This is a genomic window from Dietzia sp. NPDC055343 (assembly GCF_053645265.1).
This window is the reverse complement of sequence record NZ_JBSHMJ010000021.1, coordinates 1-19,138: the sequence shown is the minus strand read 5'-3', so window position 1 is coordinate 19,138 and position 19,138 is coordinate 1. Positions and strand designations below refer to the sequence as shown.

Sequence of the window (19,138 nt, the reverse complement as noted above, 5' to 3'; positions counted from 1 at the left end):
CGCTGTCTCCTCCTGTCGTCGGCGGTGTTCATGCGGCGGCGAACCTTGCGGCCTCTTGCGGCACGATGACCACGTACTTTTGCGTCTCGGCATACGGCGGTACCCCGCCGAACTGCTGCACGGCGCCGGGGCCGGCGTTATAGCCGGCCAGCATCAGCGTCTGCGGGTCGCCACTGAGCTCGCCCGAGGCGATGCCCTCTCGCTGGCCCTCGGCGATCTCGCACAGGTAGCGGGCGGCGGCCATTGTCGCGTCCGCCGGGTCCGACGGAGAGCCCGAGCCGGGAGGTCCGGCGATCTGGCCGTTGTCGTCGACCTTGGCGCCCTTGGCCGCCCACGTGCCGGGCATGAACTGCCCGTACCCTTGCGCCCCGGCCGTCGAGACCGCCGTGGCCTGGAAGCCGGCTGATTCGTGGTACAGCAGCCCGGCCAGCAGCGGAGAGTCGACTTCGCGGCAGACCTGGCCTCCCAGGTCGATCCACTTGCGCAGTTCGGCGGGGATCTCGCCCGCGTTCAGGCTGCGATGCCCGAAATCCGGGGCGCAGTCGTCGCCCCCGGCGGCGCCGGTGGTCTCGGAGGAGTCGTCGGCACCGTCGGTGGGGGCGGCGCCGTAGCGCTGGTCCGGGGTGGGCTTTCCGCCGCCGGCGACGGTGACGTGCACGTGGTCGAAGTGGTTCTGGGTCGGGTCGCCCCGGTCCTCCATCTGGTTGGGCTGCCCGGTGGCGGGGATGTACTGCTGCCGCCAGATCAGGTACTCGATGTTGAAGAACTCGCGGTGCGTCAGCAGGTAGTTCTTGATGCGATTGCCCAGCTCGCGGCCCTCGCTCGAGGAGTAGTCCGGGATCATGATGTCCACGGCGCGGCCCGACGGGTGATCGGGGTAGGCATCAACAGGCCGCCACCCGCCGATGGTCTTCACGTCGGGAAAGCGCTGCGCCACGGCCCGGGCCACCCGGATCGAGTCGACCTGCAAGTTCTCCTTGGAGGCGATCTTGTCCGAATCGGGCATCTCCCCACTCGAGCGCGGAGACGGCTGGCGGGAGGTCGTTGACTCGTCGGTGGGCGGCTCACTGCCTCCCGAGCCCGGGTTCGCCGCTCGGTCGAGCCACGGCTGCGGATCGGTCTCGCTCCCACCGGTCAGGCGCCCGCCCTGCCACACTTCGAAGTGCAGGTGGGCGCCGGTGGACTGGCCGTTGTTGCCGACCTCACCGATGTGCTGTCCTGCGGCAACGGTGTCGCCCACCTGCACGGCCACTCCGTCGTCCCACATATGGCCGTAGACGGTCGAGTAGGGCTGACCGTCGATGGTGTGGTCGATGACGATCCAGTTGCCGAACCCGCTGGCGGGGCCGGCGGCTGTCACCACGCCTGGGGCCATCGCGTACATGGGCGTGCCGTCGGCGGCGGCTAGGTCGATGCCTCGGTGGCCGGGCCGGTCTGCGCTCTTGTAGGTCGAGGACACGACGTAATCGCCTTCGGCGATCGGCAGGCTGAGCTCGCCGGCGGGCACTCCCCCGCCGCCGGTTATGGCCCCGTTCGGGCGGCACCGATCGTCGCTGCCGTCTCCGAGGATCACCACGACCACCAGCGACAGCAGGATGATCCCGATGACGATGCCCACGACGAGCTTGGCCGACCGCATCCGTCTACAGCCCTAGCTGCGCTCGAAGGGCCGCGTTCTCGGCTTGCAGCGCCCGCAGGGTGGACGAGTTGTGCGCCTGCCACGTCCCCGCGGCGACCGACCAGCGGCGCACCGAGTCGCGGCTGATGCCGAACTCGCGGGCGACGACCTCGGCGGCTGCTGAGGTCGAGGGGAACTGGGGCTCGAGCTCTGCCAGCCGCGCGACCACCTGGTCGCGGAAATCGGCGTCGTACGCGGCTGAGCTCATGCTGGCACCGCCTGTCCGGAGTGCACGCCATCGAGCAGTTCGCGGAAGCGCACGTTCGTGTCGTGGATGTTGGTCTCCCGCTCGGTCGCGGTCAGCAGAACCTGCACCGGGATCCCGGCGGTGCCGTCCTTGGAGGACTTGAGCATGAACTTGCCTCGCCCCAGGGGTGGCTTCTTACGCTCGCGGGCTTCGGTGCGCTCGATCGGCGCGCCCTTGGACCAGGCGGTGATCATCGCTGCTTCAGCGTCGGTGAACTGGAGGACGCCCTTGAGTCGCTCCAGCTCGCCGGCGGGAAGGCCGCCGCAGATGACCATGCCGGCCCGCTCGATGAAGCCCATCGCGGTCTTGACGTCGACCTCGTTGGGCAGCGTCTCCAGGTCTCGGCCCGTGTGGGTGATCATCAGCAATCCGGTGCCGTCCGTGCGGTTCAGGCGCGTGAGCTCGTCGACGCGCTGCACCATCCCCGCCCCGGCGCCCAGGGTCGCCCACATCTCGTCGAGAATCGCCAGGAAGTAGCGCTGCGGCGCCAGACCGCAGTCGGCCAGCACGTGCGCGGCCTCCATCGCTCCATAGGCATCGGACCAGCAGGCCAGGAGCACGCCCGCCTTGAGCGACTGGTCTCCTCGAGCGATCGCCGAGACGTCGATGCAGATCGCCGGGGCGTCGAGGTCGATCTTGGTGGTGGTGTGCTCGGCGAACACCTGGCCCATGACGCCGTCGGTCAGCGACTCCAGCGTCTGGACCAGGGTTCGGACCGTGCGCCGGTACTCCGCTTCGTCGGCGACGAACAGCGCTCGCCGCAGGTCGGCGTTTCCGGATCGGATGTAGTCGACCAGGTCCCGCAGCAGCGGCGGGGAGGCGAAGGAGAACCTGCCGCCCTGGCGCATCTCCCGCAACGAGGTGGAGATGACCAGACCCTCGAAGTCGGCCAGCGGCCGACCGCGGATCAGCTCGGCCAGCGCCACGACCATCGTGACCTGCCGCGAGTGCACCGACTCCTCGGTTTCGGTGATGGCCTCGGCAAGGCGCGTGCTGTCCTCGCCTCGGTCGCGGAGCTCGTCCAGATGGGCCTGCATCACCGGGATCGCCTCGCCCAAAGCGCCGGCGGCCAGCGGGTTCAGGTGCCCGTGCCCATGTCCGAGACGGATCACCTGCCCGCGCTTTCCGGCCGGGGTGACCATCGCATCGGTCACCGCCACGTACTCGCCTTTGATGTCCCCAGCCACGATCGGCACATGGCCCTGGGCGACCGCGCCGATGAACTGCTTGCGGATGATCGTGGACTTGCCCAGCCCGGGCAAGGAGAGCACGAACGCCGACGGGTTGCCGATGATGCCGGCGCGGAACCACGACAACACGTCGCCGGAGACGTCCTGGCCGGTCTGTGCGTGAACCCCCAGAGGGACGCCGACCGCCGGGGCGGTCGCCCCGACCACCCACGGGTTGAAACCACAGCCGTAGTTGGTGGAGGTCTGGGTGGCGGCCGGGGCGGAGACCACTGCCATCCGCCCCGAGAACGCGCCCTTGAAGCCGCGACCATCGAGGGAGGCGTAGCGATTAGTGAACCGGGGCTTTCCGTAGCGGAGCTGCGGTGCCTGGCGAGCGGTGCGCGCCTGCTCGGCCCGCTCGGGGTGCTCGTCGCACCACCGCTTGTACGCACGGCCGGTTCGTGTGTGCGGCCAGGGAGGGAGCTGATCGCCGGCGGTGATACGGGCGTGCAGCTCTTCCAGCTCTGCCGGCCCGACCGGGGTCTTGGTGCGCCTGGCCATCATTCCGCCTTCGCAAACGAGGAAATCGTGGACTTCTGATCGAGCAACACGCCCAGACCCAGCGCGGCGGCGAACGCCGCATCCTGCTGGCCGTTGGTGGCGTGCAGCCGAAGCTGAGACCGGTTGCCGAGCTGGCCGATGATCGCCGAGCCCTGGTCGAGCAGTTCAGGGTTGCGCAGGGTGAGCGTCACCAGCAGCGAGTACTCGCCGAGCTGGCCGCCTCGGGCCAGCGCCTGCCGCGCGGCCTCGGTGCGCTCCAGGCGCAGGCCGGCAGAGGCCTTGCCGATCGAGCGGGTCTTGTTCGCAGCGTTGACCGCGTCGGTGTGCTCCTTCTCGACCTGCCTCACCCCGTCCCCGGCGGCGATCGGGCGGTAGATCAGTGTCACGCGCTTGCGGGGAATGTCTGACTTCGGCTCCAACAGGGGCCGCAGGACGTGGTCCGGGAACGCGGCGGCCGGCGGGGCGGCCATCTCGAACGAGCGGGACACCCAGTCTTCGTGGCGGTAGTGATTCCACTTCGCCACAGCCTCGGCCGGGCCGGCGTCGTCCCAGTCCACTCCGAGCGGCTCGCCAGACAGGCGAGCGCTGTTGATGGTCTCCTCCAGGTCGGGGCGGTAGCAACGCAGCGCCAGCCCGATCGCGTCCTCCGGGTTCATCGGTGTGGCAGACACTCCCGCGTACTCGAGCCGCTGGTACAGCCCGGGCAGCCGGAAACCCAGATCGGTGGCCATCGCCTCGGGGTCCTTGCGCTGCATCGCGGTGGCGGCCTTGAAGGTGACCGCGATCCACGACCGCGTGACGAGCTTGCCGCGAGCGAACTCCACCGCCGACTCCGCCTGGATGCGGCGGGCGATCTCCGGGGTGGACTCGCTGACCGAGTCCTTCACCGCGGCGATGAGGTCCTGCCCGGTCGTCGGGTACGACTCGACGGTCACGGTGGCCGCCACGACGTCGTCGTTGAGCGACAGCTCGGCGAGCCAGGCGCCCCATTCGGCGGTCATGTCGTTGCGGTCGGCCACCGTCAGCGGCTCCTGGCCGCGTGAGGCCGCGTCCAGCAGGACGGTGTACTGGTTGAGCGCGCGGTCTCGGATGAGCGCGAAATCGTTGCCGGCCACGTCGCGGCCGACGTGCAGCTCGGTCTTGGCCAGGGCACCGGGCAGCCGGTAGCGGCCTCCCGGTACCCGCGAGTTGGGTCCGGACCGGTACACCGTGGAGCCAGCGGCCTGTGCCCGCCAGAATTGCCAACGCATTTGAGCCACCTCGTAGAGAGTTCGATTACCGATACGCAGCACTGCCGGGGCCAGGTACGCCACCGCCAGCACCGCAATGAGCGCTCCCGCGCCTAGTCCGCCCTGCATCAGCACCAACATCGCCGCGATGAAGGCGATCCCGGCGATGATCGTGGCCCGCAGCGGCAGGCCGAACATGCCGGTGCGCTGCGACTTCTCACCCAGCGTGTAGAGCCGAAGGTCCGCCTGCTCACCTGATGCAGACACCAGCTATCTCCTTGCCGTCAGCGGTAGTGGTGGGGTGTCGGGTGAGCTGCCAGCGCACCGTCGATCATCTGCTCGGTCGTCTGTGTCGCTCGAGCCGTTGTCTGAGCTGCCGTCGCCACCGCGCCCACGCCGGCGGCGGCGAAGCCCGCTACGGTGCCGGCGCCGCGGGCCGCACTTGCTACTGCCCCGCCGACACGGCCCGACGAGCTGGTGCCCGTGCCCGAGGAGCTCTTGCCTCCAGCTGGTGCGCCGCCCCCCGAAGGTGCCGACGGAGTCGGAGCCGAAGAGCCGGCCGCCGGCGGTGACGACGAGCCTCCTGAGGAGTGCGGGCCGAGATAGGCCGCGCCGTTCGCGGCACTCTGGTTTCCCGAGCCGGAGGATGACGCTGCGCCGGAAAAGCTCTGCTGGGCGTTGCCCAGCGCAGCGCCGGCGGCGCCGGCGACAGCGCCCGTGGCTCCGGCAGCGGCGGCGCCGATGCCTGCGGCGCTGCCGCCGGACACCGAGGCAGACACCGCCGGGGCGACGACGCGCATCAGTGCGGGCAGTACGAGGCCGGCGGCGGCCAGCAGCAGCATCGAGGAGACCGCCTCCATCATCGACGGCTGTTCTGTTCCCGAGCTGAGCCAGAACGCCACCAGGTACAGCAGTGTTGCCACCGGCTTGAACAGCAGCGCCGCGACGACGAACCCGATCATCGACTTGAAGGCCTGCTTGCCGGTGCTCAGCGCGAACGACGCTGCCGCCAGCGGCAGCAGGCCCACCACCACCACCAGAAGGCCCTCGCGGATCACTAGCGCCAGCATCTGCGCCAGGGCACCCAGCAGCGCGAACACCACCAGGATCAATACCGCGGCCGGCCCGAGTCCGGTCTCCTCGTCGATGAGCGCGACCGCGTTGATCTTGGCCTCTGGATCCCCGCCCAGACCGTCGGTGAGCCACTGCGTGGAGACCAGGTCGGTGGCCATGTGCAGCGACATGATCACCGCCGGAAGCGCGGCCCCGGCGAGGATGAAGTTGAAGACGAGTTGTCCGACGTCCTCGAACCCATCACCCAATCCGCGGTTCCGGGCGACCGCCATCCGTGCCCCCGCAATGATCAGCGACACTACGAACAGCAGTACCTGCGCCCACAGCGTCAGGTTGAACACTCCCGCCACGGACGACTCGAAGTCTGCTCCGGAGAAGGGTGACTCCTTAATCCACATCGTCATGATCAGCGACAACGCCTGAGCATTTCCCTCCAGGAGGGACTTGACGAAGTCTCCGATCGGGTCGCCCCAGAAGCCGGACGTCACTGCCTCGATCGCATCGGTCGGATGAAGGGCTGCACCGGCGGTGTTGCATGCGCCAGAGACGACGCCGCGCGCGGGCGCGGTGAGCGTTTCACGCAGACCTCCGGCCTGAGCCGACTCCCTCAACCACTGATGGGCGCCGGTGCCGGCGAACAATCCGCCGTCGAGCACATCACCGTCGAGATCGCCGTTGCGGCAGTCCTCATAAAACGACTGAAACTCATTCTGGTCCGTGTCCTGAGCAGCAGCCGGTGCCGCGAAGGCAACCGAGGCCAGGACCGCGGCCAAGAGCGCGATCGCGAGTCGCTTGAGGCGTGTCAGATCCACAGAACCCACGACCGATCCAGCTCCTCCACGGGCGGCAGCGAGCGCCCGGAGACGATCTCCCACTGCTCGCCAGTCCACGACAAGGACACGCGCATCACCGGGTGCTCTGTTGCGCTGACGTCGATGGTGTCGACCTGGCCGACAGCCTCAGACACCGACGGCATCGCCGCCTCCACGGTGCAGAATTCGGGCGAGCAGTGACTGAAGCGGAACCACCGGGGTGCCTGAAACCCCTCGGCTGCCTGCATCGCCCGCCCCTGGGTTGCCGCGCCGCGTGCGCGCAGCTCCTCGAGCAGCTCCGGATCTTCCGCGACCAGATCAGGCGCGTATCGCTGCATGAAGTCGGCGTAGACCGGCCCCATCTCCAGCCCCAGACCGATGTAGTTGGCCGTGAGCAGCGCCGCGCCAACGGGAGAACGGGCGTACCCGGTCATCACGCCTCGCTCCACCGCTGTCGGGCCATCCGAGGACGAGACCATCAACGTGGTCCCGCTCGGGACACGCTGAAGCGCTAGACCCGCTGGCGCCGCGACCGGCTCGGTCCCGCCGGGAAACGCGCCCGCCTGGCCGGTCTGTGCAACAGGCTCGCCTTCGGGAGCGTCCACGACCGTCACTTGCCGGCCCACGAGGTCGCTGACCACCCGCCCTGGCTGCTCCGCAGGCGCCGGGCTCTGTGACGCAGTGGGCGTGGCCGGCGCAGGTGCCGCCTGGTCGCTCTGCTCATCGCGTCCGCTCATGGCGATGACCAGGACCAGCACCGTCAGAGCGACGATCAGCACCGCTGCGCCGCTGATCCATGCCTTCTTTGTCATTTGCTGTCCTCATCCCAGGTCGTGAAGCCGTCGAGTGCTTGAATCTCGGCCGCGTCGATGTCGTCCTGCTGTGTCGGAAGCACGAGCTTCCAGTCCGCCCCTGTCCACGCCACCTGCACTGGATAGGCCGTCAGCAGGGGCTCCTGTTCTCCCGGCGCCGGCGGGGTCGATGTCGCCAGCAAGACAATCGCCTTCTCGGGCGAATAGTCGGTGACCTTGAACGCGGTGAAGGTGGCGGCCACCGACGGATCGACTGCACCCGACACGCTCATCAGCACGCGGGCTTGCGCCCACTGATCCCGGCCGGGGCCGGGAGCGGTGACCGTGCGCACCACTTCGGGCCACGTGGAGTCGGGCGCCGTGGCCAAAGCCGCCTGCCCGTTCGCCGCCGCCAGAGCCGCGCCTTGCGGGGTATGGCTGTACCCCTGGGGCGGAGACGTTCGCGCCGGCCCGTCGGCGCGGGAGGTCGGCACCTTGAGCCCGGCTACGTTCCGCCACGTCAGATCGGCCGGGGCAGAAGCGGTGTCCACAACTGGCGGCTGCTCGACCTGCTCATCGTTTGAGCAGGCGGTGCTCGCCGTCAGCAGCAGCGTTACCGCCGCAGCGGTGAGAACGCGTCGCATCTTGGACAACAGGAACTCCCTCTAGATGAATACGTCGGCAATGTGCCCGGCGGAGGCCACGATCACGCAGCCGAGGATGACCTTGATCGTGATGGCCTGGATCGAAGGGCCGTACTGGTCGACTAGGCGGTTGTCGATCGTCAGCAGCGCCCCGATTGCCATTACTCCGGCGACTACGACGGCGGTGGCTCCCCACTTGACCCAGCCGACCGCCTGGGTGAACCGGGTCATCGCCTCGGCTGGAGGGCCGACAGGGCTGGTCGGAGGTAGCACTACCGCCGGGTCCTGCGCCAGAACGGTCACCACGTCGGTGAGCATGGCGGTTAGGAGACCAGGGCGTTGACGATGGGGCCGGCCAGCATGATCAGCAGGCAGCCGCCGATGATCCGTGCGACCGTGCTTTGGACCTCGTCGCCGTTGCCGGACCGGCGAGCCATGATGAAGTAGGCCCCGGCGGCCATCACGCCCATGACGCCGAGCGCGATGCAGCCCCACATGAAGTACGCCAGGGCGGTGTCGACCTTCTCGCCGGCACCGGGGATCTCCATCGGGGACAGGTTCTCTCCGACGGCGATGATCTGCTCGGCCACCGGGGCGGCGGCGTGAATCGTCTCGACAATCATGGTGGTGCTCCTTGTGGTGAAGTGATGCGGTTGAAGATGGAGTTAGGGCTTGCCAGGGCGGTTGCGCCACTGCTCGCCTGCCGCGGCGAAGATCTCTGCGGCAGCGGTAGCGACCGATCCCGGGACCGCGTCGGTGGGCGCTAGCGGACGGGCGAAGCGCTTTGCTGGTGGCGGGGTGTAGTCCGGGGTCCACTGCGCCAGTTCGGTTGGCTCGCAGGCCAGCAGCTCGGGAACCCAGTCGATGTGCCAGCTCGCCCCGGCAGCGGCGGCGACGAGCTCGCGGCGACGGGACAGTGTCAGGTCCGGTTTGCCGGGGGCGGCGGCAACGGTGACCAGGCCCAGCAGCGAGCAGCCACCGACCTCTCCTGCTTGGTGCTGAAGGCACAGCCGGTGCGCTGCATTGAGGCCGACCGTGTGCATCCGAGCAACGACGACGACGAACGGTGCCTTTTCGGCGGACGGCCAGCCTCGCTGACTGTCCGCGGCCGGCGCCCACATGGATTCCAACGTCGACACCCCGGCCCCTCCGTGGGCGCCGAGCAACCAGATCACCGGGGTTCGACTGTCGGCGGGGCGAGGAACGGGTGTGTCCCACACCGGTGCGCGGTCCCCTTCGGCTGGCACCGCCAGCCACCCGGGAACCGCCTTCGATGATGGGCGTGGGAGTTTGTGGGCGCTGGTCATGCTCGCCTCCTTCGTCTTGTCCCTTGCGGGCGTCACGCGGTCACCGAGGCCAGGGCCTCGGAGAGTCCGGCGATGTCGGCGGTCTGCGACGTCGCCGGGAGCTTGGACAGCTGGTCGTCCCCGGCTCCCGACCGGATCAGGGACATGCGGTCGGCATCAGTGGAGTGGCTGATCTCGCTGACCGGCTCTATCCCCCGGGCAACGGCGAGGTCGTTGGCCGCGGCCAGCGCCCACTGCTGGGTGATCGCCGCCGGGGACTGCCCTGATGCCGTAAACGGGGTGCGGTCGTACATGCCGTGGGCGTCGATCGCGTTCCAGGTCTGGGTCTGGGTCGCCAGGTCGACCAGGCCCGTCGTGTCGGACACCGTGTGCTCGATCTCGCCGATCACCCGCTGCAGACCGGAGTCCACGGTTGCGGGAGTAATGACCTCAGACGCCGCAACAGCGAGCTGGCCCACCAGCACCGTTGCTGCCGCTGCCGGGCTCGCTGCGCCGGCCACCGCGATCTGCGCGATGTTCTCCGGCGTCAGGGTCTTCTTCGCCACGGTGATCGACGCTCCGAGCGCCATCCCGGCCAGCTTGGTCCCGGCCTCCACCAGCAGTGCGGTCGGATCGGTCGGGTTCTGCACCTGGGTCGGATCGGAGTAGCGCGCCATCCGCGACAGCGTGGTGTTGCCCCGGCTGGCCGGGGCGATGGTGAAACCACTTCCGTCGGAGTACTCCACGTCTTCGGCGATGGTCTCTGCGGCCGTGAACAGTACCGACTGCCCCGCCACGGTGGCGACGTTGACCAGCGCACGGATCGGGTCTCCCCCGGTCTCGCTCTGTCCGGCGATGTTGGCTACGACCTGGAACAGATCGGAGTCGGGCGGGGTGTCGCATGCCAGGTCTCCGGGTACGCAGAACGAGGCGACTCGATCGGCCACCGCACCAAAATCCGGTGCCGACGTGTTCGGGGAGATTCCGCGCCCCTCCGGCCGCGGGGCACCTTCACCCACGTTGATCGCCGACACCGCGGCGCCCTCCGTGCCCGGCACCGCCCCCGGAGTCGTCCGGGACGAGCCTTCCTGGAAGATCGGAGCGCCCTGAGCGCGGGTGGGATCACTCATCAGTGCCGCACCGGCGAACTGCTCGGGAGTGATCGGCCCGGAGCCGGCGCCGATTTCTCGAGCCAGCGCCGAGGCGACCTGGGCGCCCTGGCTGTAGCCGGAGACGAAGATCTTGGTCTCCGGGCATCGCTCGACCGTCTCGGCGATGAGCTTTCGCCCGTTCTCTATTCCGACGGTGACGCTCTCGGCATAACTCGACTGATCCTCTGAGGGGACGAAGCCTCCGAAGGATGCCGGGTACGGCACGTAGGTGCGGCTCATACGCGCCTGGCCGTCGGCGTTAGCCGCTCTGACGGTGGGACTCACCACGCGAGCCATCCATCCCGTGTCCGCGTCGGTCTTGGAGTTTCTCGTTGACTCCGTCGTGCCGTTGATCGCCACGAGCTGCACCAGCGGGCACTCATCGCCCTCGGGCAACGCCACCTCCGAGGTCCCTCGAGCCGAGGTCGGGACCGTAGCGGTTGAGGTGAAAGGTCGAGCCGTGGTGGCGGAGGGGGTAGCGCTAGCCGTGGTTTGCGCCTGGACCCCTCCCGCTTGGGCCACTACTGCCAACGATGACGCCGTGATGACAGCGCCGATCCTTGCCACGTTCCCCGGCTTCATTCGCTGGCTCCTTCAGAGTTCTCTTCGATCGAGACGATCCGGACCTCCCCGTTCTCACGGGTGGTCGTCACGCGCTGGTAGTAGGTCGTTTCGCTGCCGTCAGGAGCGGTCTCGGTCAGCTCGACCACGGCGTCGTCACCGTCGCGCTCGATATGCAGGCAGTGCGTTGTCCCGCGGGCCACTGAGTCGATGCCCTCCTGAAGAGCATCGAGATTGGTGATCGGTGAATCCTTCGCCAACAGCGGCTTGATGGCGTCGGCGTCTCTGGCGACGTAGTAGGCGTGCTGGAAGGCCAGGACCACGCCGGCGGCGGACTCTCGGTCGCCTTTGCCGTTGCCCGACACTGTGGTGGCCGAGTCGGAGGACTCGCACTCCGATTCGGCCACCACCGCCTCGCCGCTCTGCGGTGCGCTGGTCGCCGTCGTGGGGAGCGTCAACGTCGGGGAGGCCGACGTCTCGGAGCCAGACAGGAGCGACGACAGCATCCAGGCGCCGCCCCCGATCGCTAGCAGTACCGCCGCGACCGTGCCGCCGAACAGGAGCTTGGTCCGCTTCCGGCTGCTATCGCGCGCTGGCGGGGTTTCGACAGCCGAGGGGGTGGCCTCTGCTTGGTCGAACCACTCGTCGTCGGGCTCCGGGCCTCCGGCCACGGCTTCTAGGTGGCGGGGTTCGTTGCGGTCGTCAGCAGAATTTGACGACTCTGAGAACCACTCGGGCAGATCGTCGTCGCGGCTCATTTCCACTCCCCTCGATCGGTGCGGCGATCAGTGCGCGGGATCAGTTGAAGTGGACCGGGGGAACGCCCGGGATGTTCAGGTTGTTGATCGACCCGGCAACGTGGTCCTTGGCCTGGTTGATCGAGTCGTTGATGCCGTTCTGGACGCCGAGTGCGGCGTGCGGGTTGGCGTTGACCGCGGCCCCGCCGGCACCGAGCGAGGCGGCACCACCGGCGGCGCTTCCGGTGCCGGCCAGTCCGGCGATCGCGGTACCAGCGGTGGCAATTGGACCGGCGGCGGTGGCCGCTCCGATGACGGGGGCAGCGATCGGGCCAAGGGTCGCTAGCGCGGCGATGATCGCGCCGGAGATGGCAGAAGCGGCTGTGAGCATTGTGTTTCCTCTTTCTCTACGGGTGGGACCGGCGACCGGGCGGTCGTCAGCCGATACGGAGTTCCTTCGGGGGGATCGGGGCCTGCGGCACGACGGGCGCGCGGCCACCCAGGTCGATCGTGATTCCCTGCGGTGCAGGTGCAGGTGCAGGTGCAGGTGCAGGAGCGGGTGCAGGAGCGGGTGCCTGTCGAACCGGAGCCTGCTGCACCGGGTACGTCGGGGCTTGCTGAACGGGATACGACGGTGACTGCTGCACCGGCGCGGGCTGCGGAGAGCGGACCTGCTGTGTGGGGGGAGCCTGCGGCGCCGGAGCGGTTTCGACCTTGGGGGCCGACTCTCGGCGCTCGTCGGGCTCGTTCTCCTTCTTCACCTCACGGGTTGGCTGGACCGCCTTCGCTAGGCCGGCCTGTTTGGCCTGGGCAGAATGCTGCTGCGTAGCCGTCCGAGACGAAGTCGCCTGAGCGGCCTTCGCGGAACGCGGAGTCGCGCTGGTCTTTTGGGCCACGTCCACGCCGGCCTGAGTGGTCGACGGGCGAGCTGCGGGCGCAGTCGCTTCCTCGATTCCCGACTGCGTCGCAGCCAGGGCTACCGATACGCCCCCAAACGCGATTAGGGCCGTTGTCGCCCCAACGAGGGCTCCTCGTAGAGCTGGGCCCGCTGTGGACCGTTGGTCGTTTTCTGTCACTTCGGCTCCTTGCTCCCCGGCGCGATATTGGTACCAATATTGGTAGGGTACCGCCAACGATCCCGGCGTAGGGCTTCGACCCGCCGCGAGCGGCTGGTCCGCTGTCGGCATGAGAACACTCTATAACTCCACGATATATTCCGCTAGTGGAAGGTTTAGGGCCGTTCGTTGGACAGACTTGTCGAGCAAGACACGCCGACGAAGGGGAGCCGATGCCTCGCCGTGCGGGGCAAATCAGCCCCACCACCCTCCGGGCCGCCATGTCCCGTCGAGGGGTGAGCGTCGACGACATCGCCGCCCACCTGGACATCTCCCCCAACACCGTGCACAGCTGGTTGGACGGCACTCGCGCCCCATCCGCCCCCCTGCTCGTTGGCCTGGCTCGAGCCTTGGGTCTCCGGCCGGCGGACCTCACCCTGGTCAGCGAGGGCGAGGAGCGGCTGCACGATCTTCGGCTACACGCCGGCCTTCTCCAGCAGGAGGCGTGCGAGGCGGCGGGCCTGCGCCAGCCGCAGTTGTCGAAGATGGAACGGGGAGTGTCGGCGCCCCGCGAAGAGCTCTGCAACGCCCTGGCCGCGGCTTATGGTGTCCCTCCTGCCCGCGTCCTCGAGGCTTGGAACCGCACCCGAAACGACCGACGACGGCAGTCCGGGGCGAAGTTCGTCTAGTCCCACGCTATATTCGGACACGCCCGTGTGGCGGCAAATGCTCGACGCCGAACTACACGCGTGTTATTAATAAGGCCATGACGACCTTCGGCCGCCCGCGGACCCGCGATCACCGCACGCAGCTCAACGGCGAGATCGACAAGGCTCTAGTGGCCGACTTCAACGCGACCTGGCGCAGATCTGGCCGGAAGCGGTGGGAGGTGCTGCAAGACGTCGTCACCTACGGTCTCGCCGAGTACAAGCGGCGAGAAGCAGAGGCGCCCAGTGCGCTCGACCTTCTCGGTCGCACTGGCTGACCATCACTGACTCTAAGAGATAGGAGGCGCACGGGACTCAACCAGCGTCGTTGACAACCGCATAGCGCACCCACACAAAAAAGCGATCGCCCCCCGGGGCCGAATCCGAAGGGCGATCGCGAACGTGTGACCGGGACGAGTTAGCCGCTCGTAACCCCGGTTTTGGTGCCCACCCGAAAGGCGGAACCAGCTTGCGTAGCTGTTCCGAGGGTAGCGCACACCCAAATGCCGTGTCCAGCATGCCGAAGCTGGGCGCGTCGCAGGGTGCGCCAACAGACCTCGATACCACCGAAGACCTCGACCTCGGCGCCGTGATCCGTACGCGGATCGAAGACGCCGAAAAAGAAAACCAGCTTCGCGGTCAGCGCGGGCGTTCGTGGGCTCTCGACGGCCGACAGCCGGCCCTGGTGTGGCAATCCCGTACCAAGTGGCTTGCCGGCACCGCGGCCGAGCTGGCGTGCATTCGTGGCCGGCAGTTGTGCCGCAAGTGGCGCGTTTCCGCACGCACCGCCCTGCTCGTCGCCCGGGCCTGTGCTCGCCTCGCCGACGCGGATACCGGTCGCCGTGTCACCGCATCCAACGAGACCATCGGTCGTATCGCGGCCGAGCTAGCCGACCGTTCTCGGCCGTTCTGCCACGATGTTGTCTCCAACGCCCGCGCCGTCCTTGCGGAGCTCGAGCTCGCGGTCGAGGTCGCGAGGGGCCGGTATCTCACCGTCGATGAGCGTTTCCAGGCCGCCGTGCACCACGACGGCGTGCAGCTTCGAGCTGCATCCACGTGGGCTCTGACGACTCCCCGCAGGTGGTACGCAAAATCGTATCTACCCCGTAGGGGTCCTACGGGGAGTAAAACTCCCCGTAGGCAATGTTCCCCTACACACGCGCGCAAGCGCGCGTCGGCGCCCTTCGGGCGCTCACAAGGACTCCAAGAGCGAGAGCGACCTCGCCAGGCACACATCGTCACCGCCCAGCTCGTCGCCGCAGCGACGAGCCTCGACAACGGCCAGCATCTGGGCGCACTCGTCGACGTAGTAGCCGAGATGGTCGACTGCGACCGCTGGACAGGCCGCGATCTAGTGGCGGTCCTCAACCAGGATGCGCGAGAAAACCCCCGCGACTGGCCCTCCACCATCCAGAATCCAGCCGGTTTCCTGCGACATCGCCTCTCCTGGCTCCGGGACGTGCTCGCCGGCCCTTCGCCTAGCGAGGTGGCCGAGCAACACCGGCAGCGCACCCTCGAAGAGCAGCGCCGACGGGCCGAGGCCGCCGCCGCGGCCGATGAACGCGCGGCTACTCCCGAGCAGGTGTCGCGCCACATGGACGCCATCCGCTCGATTCTGCGACGCCGTCAGCGAGGACCAGTTGCGAATGATCGCTTTGACCTCGCTCGATAGTCAGCGCAACCGAGGCATGAGTGAGCACGCGGGTGTTGGTGTTGAGGCTGCCCCCAGCTCAGACCCGGTTCGCCGGCGGAGTTTCGGAGTGGACTCAGTCGGCGTTGTCGCCGTCTTGACGCATCAGCATCAATGTAAGATTGGCTTTCATGAGGTCACGACCGAGCACAAAGCAGACGTTCGCTGAACGCCTGTCGACGCTCGTGTCCACCGCCCATCCCCCGGGACGCGGGCGCTTTACCCAGATGGAAATCGTCGCGGGAGTCAAAGAGCTCGGCGGGGATCTCAGCCAGCCCTACCTCTCACAACTCCTACGCGGCACCCACGAGCCGTCCGAGCGAGTCGTACGAGATCTCGCAGCCTTTTTCGGTGTGTCACCGGAGTACTTCGTCGATGACGACGAGTACCGACGCACCAACGACTACATCGCTCTACTGCGCAAAGTCAGCGACAGCGAAGTTCTAGCGGTGTCGGCCCGGGCCGTCGATCTGCCTTCCGATGCCCTCGAACGGATAAGCAAGGCCGTTGAAGAGGAACGGCGCCGAGCCGGTCTCGACTAACGCCGGCCGCCGCCCCAGTACCCGCCCGCCAATCCCAACGCTGTTCCGAGCGCTGTCTCAAGCGGGCTGTGATGGCTGATCTTGATCCGTGCCCAGGCTACGACCGGGACCGCGCTGAGGCCCCACCAGTAGCGGGGCGACAGCTCCCGCGCCAACACCGTGACAACGCCGGCCAGGACCGCGGTGTGAAAGCTGACTTTGACTTTGAGCGTGGCAGCGCCAGCGACTCCTAATGAGACCAGAGCTGCTCGAGTTGTGCGGCGCAGCTCCGCCGGCGCCTCGAGCTTGCTTTGCGCAATCAACAGCGTCGTCACTGATACCGAGATTCCGGCGATGACCAGCGGTCGATCCTCGCGACGAGTGATGTGATGATCGGTGAGATTCTTACGCAGAACGCGCAACGCAATCGCGGCCTGCGGAACCAATCCGAGCCCCGTCGCCGTTGCCACACCCCAACCGGGCGAGTCCACCGCCCTCCCAAGGTGCGTCGCTCCAGCAGCGAGTACCACCCACGGTGCAAAGACCTCGGTGATGACCTTTTCGGGAGTCACGTTCTCGTCCTCTCTGAGTGGCGCTTGCCGAGGTCTGCAACGACCGCGGTCAGCTCTGAATCGCTCACCTGGGCCGGTGGCCGAGGAAAACCCGTGTCGCGGTGTCCAGTCGTCCGCTGGATTTGGTGCAACGCATCCAACACTTCAATGGCGCGGTCGTGGACCCACATATCCACTCCGAAACGGAAGTCGGAGTGCTTGCGGACAGCTGGAACAACGTCCAGGGCACGGTGATTGAGGCTGCGAAACTGCCGCCAGTGTCGAAGCGCGGACACGTCGGTCTCTGCTGTGGACCAGATCAGTCCGACAGTGAGCAGTAGACCGCCGGCGAGCGAAAGCAGCTGAGTTACCAGCAGCTCCTGTTCCGAGGGGAGGGTCGTCGACTGGGAAGCAGCCCAGACATACCTCATCCGCAGGATGCACCAGCCCGCCAGAAAGGGCGTTGCCGACGCCAAGATGGTCAGGCCCCGCCCGGCCGCCGTCCTCAGATCCAGTGGCCACAGCACGAACAACAGACCGGAACATGCGCCCAGTCCGCCGATGTAGGTAATGATCATGGCGACGCGTAGAGCACCGACGGAGTGGGACCACTCGACATAGTCCACGCTGGTGAGCAACCCTCCCCCACCGGCGCTCACGTGCAGACCTGCAACGGTCAGCGAGACGACGATCAGCAGTGCCCAGACTCCCGATTCGGAACGACCGTTGAGCCGGCCCCTCTCTGCCAGCGCCAGCAGAAGCACCCCCGCACAGCAACCGAGGACGCTCAAGTGTTTCAGCAGTGTCGGCAGCCAGACGAGCGCTCCCCCGGCCCGAAGGACAGCCTCGATCGGTTCTGTCACCGACAGCAACCCGATCAAGACCGCTACGGACGTGAAAGTCGTTGCCCGTAGCACTGGAGTCGGCGCTACCTGGTACCGCAGAAGTCGAGTGACGATGTAGCCCGCCATCATAATCTCCAGGGCCAACAGGACCAGGAGAACGATCATCCGAACGCCTCATCGAGGCGGGACATGTGGCGCGTGGTCAGTCCACGGCGAAGACGCCGAGCCATCGTGCAAGCGAAGATCTCGGCTTCGGCCTCGCAGGGCGCCTTCCCAGCCGTGGGCGACGCCGAGCACACGGGGGGTCCACCGCCCATGATCTGCGCCAGCCTGTTCGCTCCCGGCTCCGATGTCGCCGTGTGACCCAGCACAACGTGTCCGAGCTCGTGCAGGACTGTGTGGAACCGAAGATCGCCAGGTAAGTCGGGATCAACTCGAATGTGGTGGCCCTGACGGGTGCGAAGTACAACGCCGTAGTGACCGTGCGGCATTGGGTGCTCGGAAAGTGTGATGGTCGTGTTGCACAGCTGCTCCGCGGCGAGAAGAACAGCTAGTTCTATATCAACTGCTGGCACTGATGCCATGATTCCCATGAGCTGGTCGACACTGTCATCCACTCCCGTGCGACTGTGACGGAAGAGCTGGAGGAAACGGGGCACGGGCTACACCCTAACGACACCTAAGTCACTCGATGCACGTCATCGTTGATGGGCCCCTCGAGCGGTGCTTCGCTCGGGACACTGAACTGCCGAGCCAGCACCGGGACCGGAGGTGACCCTTCCCGCTATCTCCACAGTCTCCAACCCCTCCCCCCAGATGCTGACCCGGCCGAGCTCAGCCCACGGCGCAGCGCTCAGGGCCGACTACGCTGGGCTCTCGACCGCAGTCACCCCGAACCAGAAAGGACCCCACATGGTCATCGACGGCAACGTGATCGAAATCGGCACGCTGAACCAGCTCAAGTCCGGCTCGAACGTGCTCACGATCAAAGTCCTCCACCGGGCCTACAACCCCACCGCCCGCAAGTTCACCGGCCAGGTCGTCTACGACGTCGAGCTACGCAAGCAACTCGCCGAGAACGCCCACGCCAGCCTGACAATCGGTGACGACGTCATCATCGACGCCGACGAACACGACCTCGCCGCCACCATCTACACCGACAGCAACGGCCAGGACCACCCCCTGCTCACCGGAGCCAAAGCACGCAACCTCGGCATCAGCATCCGCTCCGAGGCCCTGCCCGTCACCCCCTAAGCCAGCCCGACTGTCGGACCCGCAGCGTAGAAACAGCCACAGCGGAAGAACTCGGCCCGGATTTATTGCACACGGCGGTGGGCCAGACATAACATCACCACACAAGGAAAGCGCCGGGGTTGCAGCCCCGACGCCTTCCCGGAACTAGCACCTAGGTGTCAGTTCCGAAGCGGATGAGATCCAAGAGAAGTCGACCGACCTGGGCCGTGGCTCCTACCACAGCGACCCAGAAGGTCGGCTTCTCGCCATTTCGACGGGTTCCCATCACATCACCTCCTTCCATCTAGGCAACGGCTCCGGATGAGTGAGCCGAACCCCCAATCGAAGGAAGCGCGCCCAGTTTAAGGGCACCCCCCGACACAAGCGGCATGACCTGTACTCCCCCCAGACAAATCGGTGTGGAATACGTGGGGATCGCCTGTGAACAGGGCTTTTAACGACTATTTGCCCGACGGGTGCGGGTGTTCTGGGGCCAGCTCACGCGTGCAATACCGTCTGTCACCTCCCGGGGCGTAGTCCCCTGGCGTGGGTGGGTGGCCGGCCTTGGGTGGTGGGGCGTTTCTGGTGGTCAGCCC

At 67.3% G+C, this 19,138-nt stretch carries 20 protein-coding genes; 5 read left to right on the top strand and 15 right to left on the bottom strand.

Features of this window, described 5'->3' with window-relative positions:
• Positions 1-28: 28 nt before the first annotated feature.
• The 13 genes from ACWIE7_RS11360 to ACWIE7_RS11300 form a co-directional block, all read right to left on the bottom strand.
• Entirely contained in the window at positions 29-1,639 is a 1,611-nt protein-coding gene (locus tag ACWIE7_RS11360; protein ID WP_454058738.1) for a peptidoglycan DD-metalloendopeptidase family protein, read from the bottom strand.
• 4 nt (positions 1,640-1,643) lie between these two features.
• A complete protein-coding gene (locus ACWIE7_RS11355) occupies positions 1,644-1,886 on the bottom strand; it encodes a transposase (protein WP_131886296.1) in 243 nt (80 codons plus the stop codon).
• The gene (locus ACWIE7_RS11350; protein WP_378002065.1) at positions 1,883-3,655 is read right to left on the bottom strand and encodes an ATP/GTP-binding protein; all 1,773 of its coding nucleotides are present in this window, start codon (positions 3,653-3,655) and stop codon (positions 1,883-1,885) included. The genes ACWIE7_RS11355 and ACWIE7_RS11350 overlap by 4 nt, the downstream gene beginning before the upstream one ends.
• Positions 3,655-5,151: an SCO6880 family protein gene (locus tag ACWIE7_RS11345; protein ID WP_182639396.1), complete on the bottom strand. Its 1,497-nt coding sequence runs from the start codon at positions 5,149-5,151 to the stop codon at positions 3,655-3,657. Before ACWIE7_RS11345 ends, ACWIE7_RS11350 begins: the two co-directional genes overlap by 1 nt.
• Before the next feature lie 17 nt (positions 5,152-5,168).
• Positions 5,169-6,779 carry a hypothetical protein gene (locus ACWIE7_RS11340; RefSeq protein WP_378002064.1) on the bottom strand — a complete coding sequence of 537 codons (1,611 nt, stop codon included), beginning with the start codon at positions 6,777-6,779 and terminating at the stop codon, positions 5,169-5,171.
• Positions 6,761-7,582 (bottom strand): hypothetical protein, encoded by an 822-nt coding sequence (locus ACWIE7_RS11335; protein WP_378002063.1) that lies wholly within the window; start codon positions 7,580-7,582, stop codon positions 6,761-6,763. The genes ACWIE7_RS11340 and ACWIE7_RS11335 overlap by 19 nt, the downstream gene beginning before the upstream one ends.
• On the bottom strand, positions 7,579-8,205 hold the full coding sequence (locus ACWIE7_RS11330; protein ID WP_372502717.1) for a hypothetical protein: 627 nt from the start codon (positions 8,203-8,205) through the stop codon (positions 7,579-7,581). The genes ACWIE7_RS11335 and ACWIE7_RS11330 overlap by 4 nt, the downstream gene beginning before the upstream one ends.
• Before the next feature lie 21 nt (positions 8,206-8,226).
• Positions 8,227-8,523 carry a hypothetical protein gene (locus tag ACWIE7_RS11325; protein ID WP_061229512.1) on the bottom strand — a complete coding sequence of 99 codons (297 nt, stop codon included), beginning with the start codon at positions 8,521-8,523 and terminating at the stop codon, positions 8,227-8,229.
• 5 nt (positions 8,524-8,528) lie between these two features.
• Positions 8,529-8,828: a hypothetical protein gene (locus ACWIE7_RS11320; RefSeq protein WP_378002061.1), complete on the bottom strand. Its 300-nt coding sequence runs from the start codon at positions 8,826-8,828 to the stop codon at positions 8,529-8,531.
• Positions 8,829-8,870: 42 nt separating this feature from the next.
• Positions 8,871-9,512: a hypothetical protein gene (locus ACWIE7_RS11315; RefSeq protein WP_454058737.1), complete on the bottom strand. Its 642-nt coding sequence runs from the start codon at positions 9,510-9,512 to the stop codon at positions 8,871-8,873.
• A 32-nt stretch (positions 9,513-9,544) separates the two neighbouring features.
• Positions 9,545-11,044 carry a cutinase family protein gene (locus ACWIE7_RS11310; RefSeq protein WP_378002059.1) on the bottom strand — a complete coding sequence of 500 codons (1,500 nt, stop codon included), beginning with the start codon at positions 11,042-11,044 and terminating at the stop codon, positions 9,545-9,547.
• 176 nt (positions 11,045-11,220) lie between these two features.
• Positions 11,221-11,961 (bottom strand): hypothetical protein, encoded by a 741-nt coding sequence (locus ACWIE7_RS11305; RefSeq protein WP_378002058.1) that lies wholly within the window; start codon positions 11,959-11,961, stop codon positions 11,221-11,223.
• A gap of 40 nt (positions 11,962-12,001) precedes the next feature.
• Complete coding sequence (locus ACWIE7_RS11300) at positions 12,002-12,331, bottom strand: hypothetical protein (RefSeq protein WP_378002057.1); 330 nt, start codon at positions 12,329-12,331, stop codon at positions 12,002-12,004.
• An 897-nt stretch (positions 12,332-13,228) separates the two neighbouring features.
• Between ACWIE7_RS11300 and ACWIE7_RS11295 the strand changes: the two genes are divergently transcribed.
• The 4 genes from ACWIE7_RS11295 (at position 13,229) to ACWIE7_RS11280 (ending at position 15,934) form a co-directional block, all read left to right on the top strand.
• A complete protein-coding gene (locus ACWIE7_RS11295; protein WP_378002056.1) occupies positions 13,229-13,684 on the top strand; it encodes a helix-turn-helix transcriptional regulator in 456 nt (151 codons plus the stop codon).
• A 77-nt stretch (positions 13,685-13,761) separates the two neighbouring features.
• The gene (locus ACWIE7_RS11290) at positions 13,762-13,980 is read left to right on the top strand and encodes a hypothetical protein (protein WP_259823378.1); all 219 of its coding nucleotides are present in this window, start codon (positions 13,762-13,764) and stop codon (positions 13,978-13,980) included.
• A gap of 230 nt (positions 13,981-14,210) precedes the next feature.
• Positions 14,211-15,374: a hypothetical protein gene (locus ACWIE7_RS11285; protein WP_454058736.1), complete on the top strand. Its 1,164-nt coding sequence runs from the start codon at positions 14,211-14,213 to the stop codon at positions 15,372-15,374.
• Positions 15,375-15,523: 149 nt separating this feature from the next.
• Entirely contained in the window at positions 15,524-15,934 is a 411-nt protein-coding gene (locus tag ACWIE7_RS11280; RefSeq protein WP_378002054.1) for a helix-turn-helix domain-containing protein, read from the top strand.
• Here the strand turns inward: ACWIE7_RS11280 and ACWIE7_RS11275 are convergent.
• Entirely contained in the window at positions 15,931-16,485 is a 555-nt protein-coding gene (locus tag ACWIE7_RS11275) for a hypothetical protein (protein WP_378002053.1), read from the bottom strand. The two genes, ACWIE7_RS11280 and ACWIE7_RS11275, sit on opposite strands and share 4 nt — an antisense overlap.
• Positions 16,482-17,474 (bottom strand): hypothetical protein, encoded by a 993-nt coding sequence (locus ACWIE7_RS11270; RefSeq protein WP_378002052.1) that lies wholly within the window; start codon positions 17,472-17,474, stop codon positions 16,482-16,484. Before ACWIE7_RS11270 ends, ACWIE7_RS11275 begins: the two co-directional genes overlap by 4 nt.
• 747 nt (positions 17,475-18,221) lie before the next feature.
• Here ACWIE7_RS11270 and ACWIE7_RS11265 point away from each other — a divergent pair.
• Positions 18,222-18,563, top strand: coding sequence for a hypothetical protein (locus tag ACWIE7_RS11265; protein ID WP_119192483.1), 342 nt, complete (start codon positions 18,222-18,224; stop codon positions 18,561-18,563).
• Positions 18,564-19,138: the final 575 nt, after the last annotated feature.

Coding starts and splice junctions, on each gene's coding strand:
- ACWIE7_RS11360 (WP_454058738.1), bottom strand. CDS start 1,639: ATGCGGTCGGCCAAGCTCGTCGTGGGCATCGTCATCGGGATCATCCTG.
- ACWIE7_RS11355 (WP_131886296.1), bottom strand. CDS start 1,886: ATGAGCTCAGCCGCGTACGACGCCGATTTCCGCGACCAGGTGGTCGCG.
- ACWIE7_RS11350 (WP_378002065.1), bottom strand. CDS start 3,655: ATGGCCAGGCGCACCAAGACCCCGGTCGGGCCGGCAGAGCTGGAAGAG.
- ACWIE7_RS11335 (WP_378002063.1), bottom strand. CDS start 7,582: ATGACAAAGAAGGCATGGATCAGCGGCGCAGCGGTGCTGATCGTCGCT.
- ACWIE7_RS11330 (WP_372502717.1), bottom strand. CDS start 8,205: ATGCGACGCGTTCTCACCGCTGCGGCGGTAACGCTGCTGCTGACGGCG.
- ACWIE7_RS11325 (WP_061229512.1), bottom strand. CDS start 8,523: ATGCTCACCGACGTGGTGACCGTTCTGGCGCAGGACCCGGCGGTAGTG.
- ACWIE7_RS11320 (WP_378002061.1), bottom strand. CDS start 8,828: ATGATTGTCGAGACGATTCACGCCGCCGCCCCGGTGGCCGAGCAGATC.
- ACWIE7_RS11315 (WP_454058737.1), bottom strand. CDS start 9,512: ATGACCAGCGCCCACAAACTCCCACGCCCATCATCGAAGGCGGTTCCC.
- ACWIE7_RS11305 (WP_378002058.1), bottom strand. CDS start 11,961: ATGAGCCGCGACGACGATCTGCCCGAGTGGTTCTCAGAGTCGTCAAAT.
- ACWIE7_RS11300 (WP_378002057.1), bottom strand. CDS start 12,331: ATGCTCACAGCCGCTTCTGCCATCTCCGGCGCGATCATCGCCGCGCTA.
- ACWIE7_RS11295 (WP_378002056.1), top strand. CDS start 13,229: ATGCCTCGCCGTGCGGGGCAAATCAGCCCCACCACCCTCCGGGCCGCC.
- ACWIE7_RS11290 (WP_259823378.1), top strand. CDS start 13,762: ATGACGACCTTCGGCCGCCCGCGGACCCGCGATCACCGCACGCAGCTC.
- ACWIE7_RS11280 (WP_378002054.1), top strand. CDS start 15,524: ATGAGGTCACGACCGAGCACAAAGCAGACGTTCGCTGAACGCCTGTCG.
- ACWIE7_RS11270 (WP_378002052.1), bottom strand. CDS start 17,474: ATGATCGTTCTCCTGGTCCTGTTGGCCCTGGAGATTATGATGGCGGGC.
- ACWIE7_RS11265 (WP_119192483.1), top strand. CDS start 18,222: ATGGTCATCGACGGCAACGTGATCGAAATCGGCACGCTGAACCAGCTC.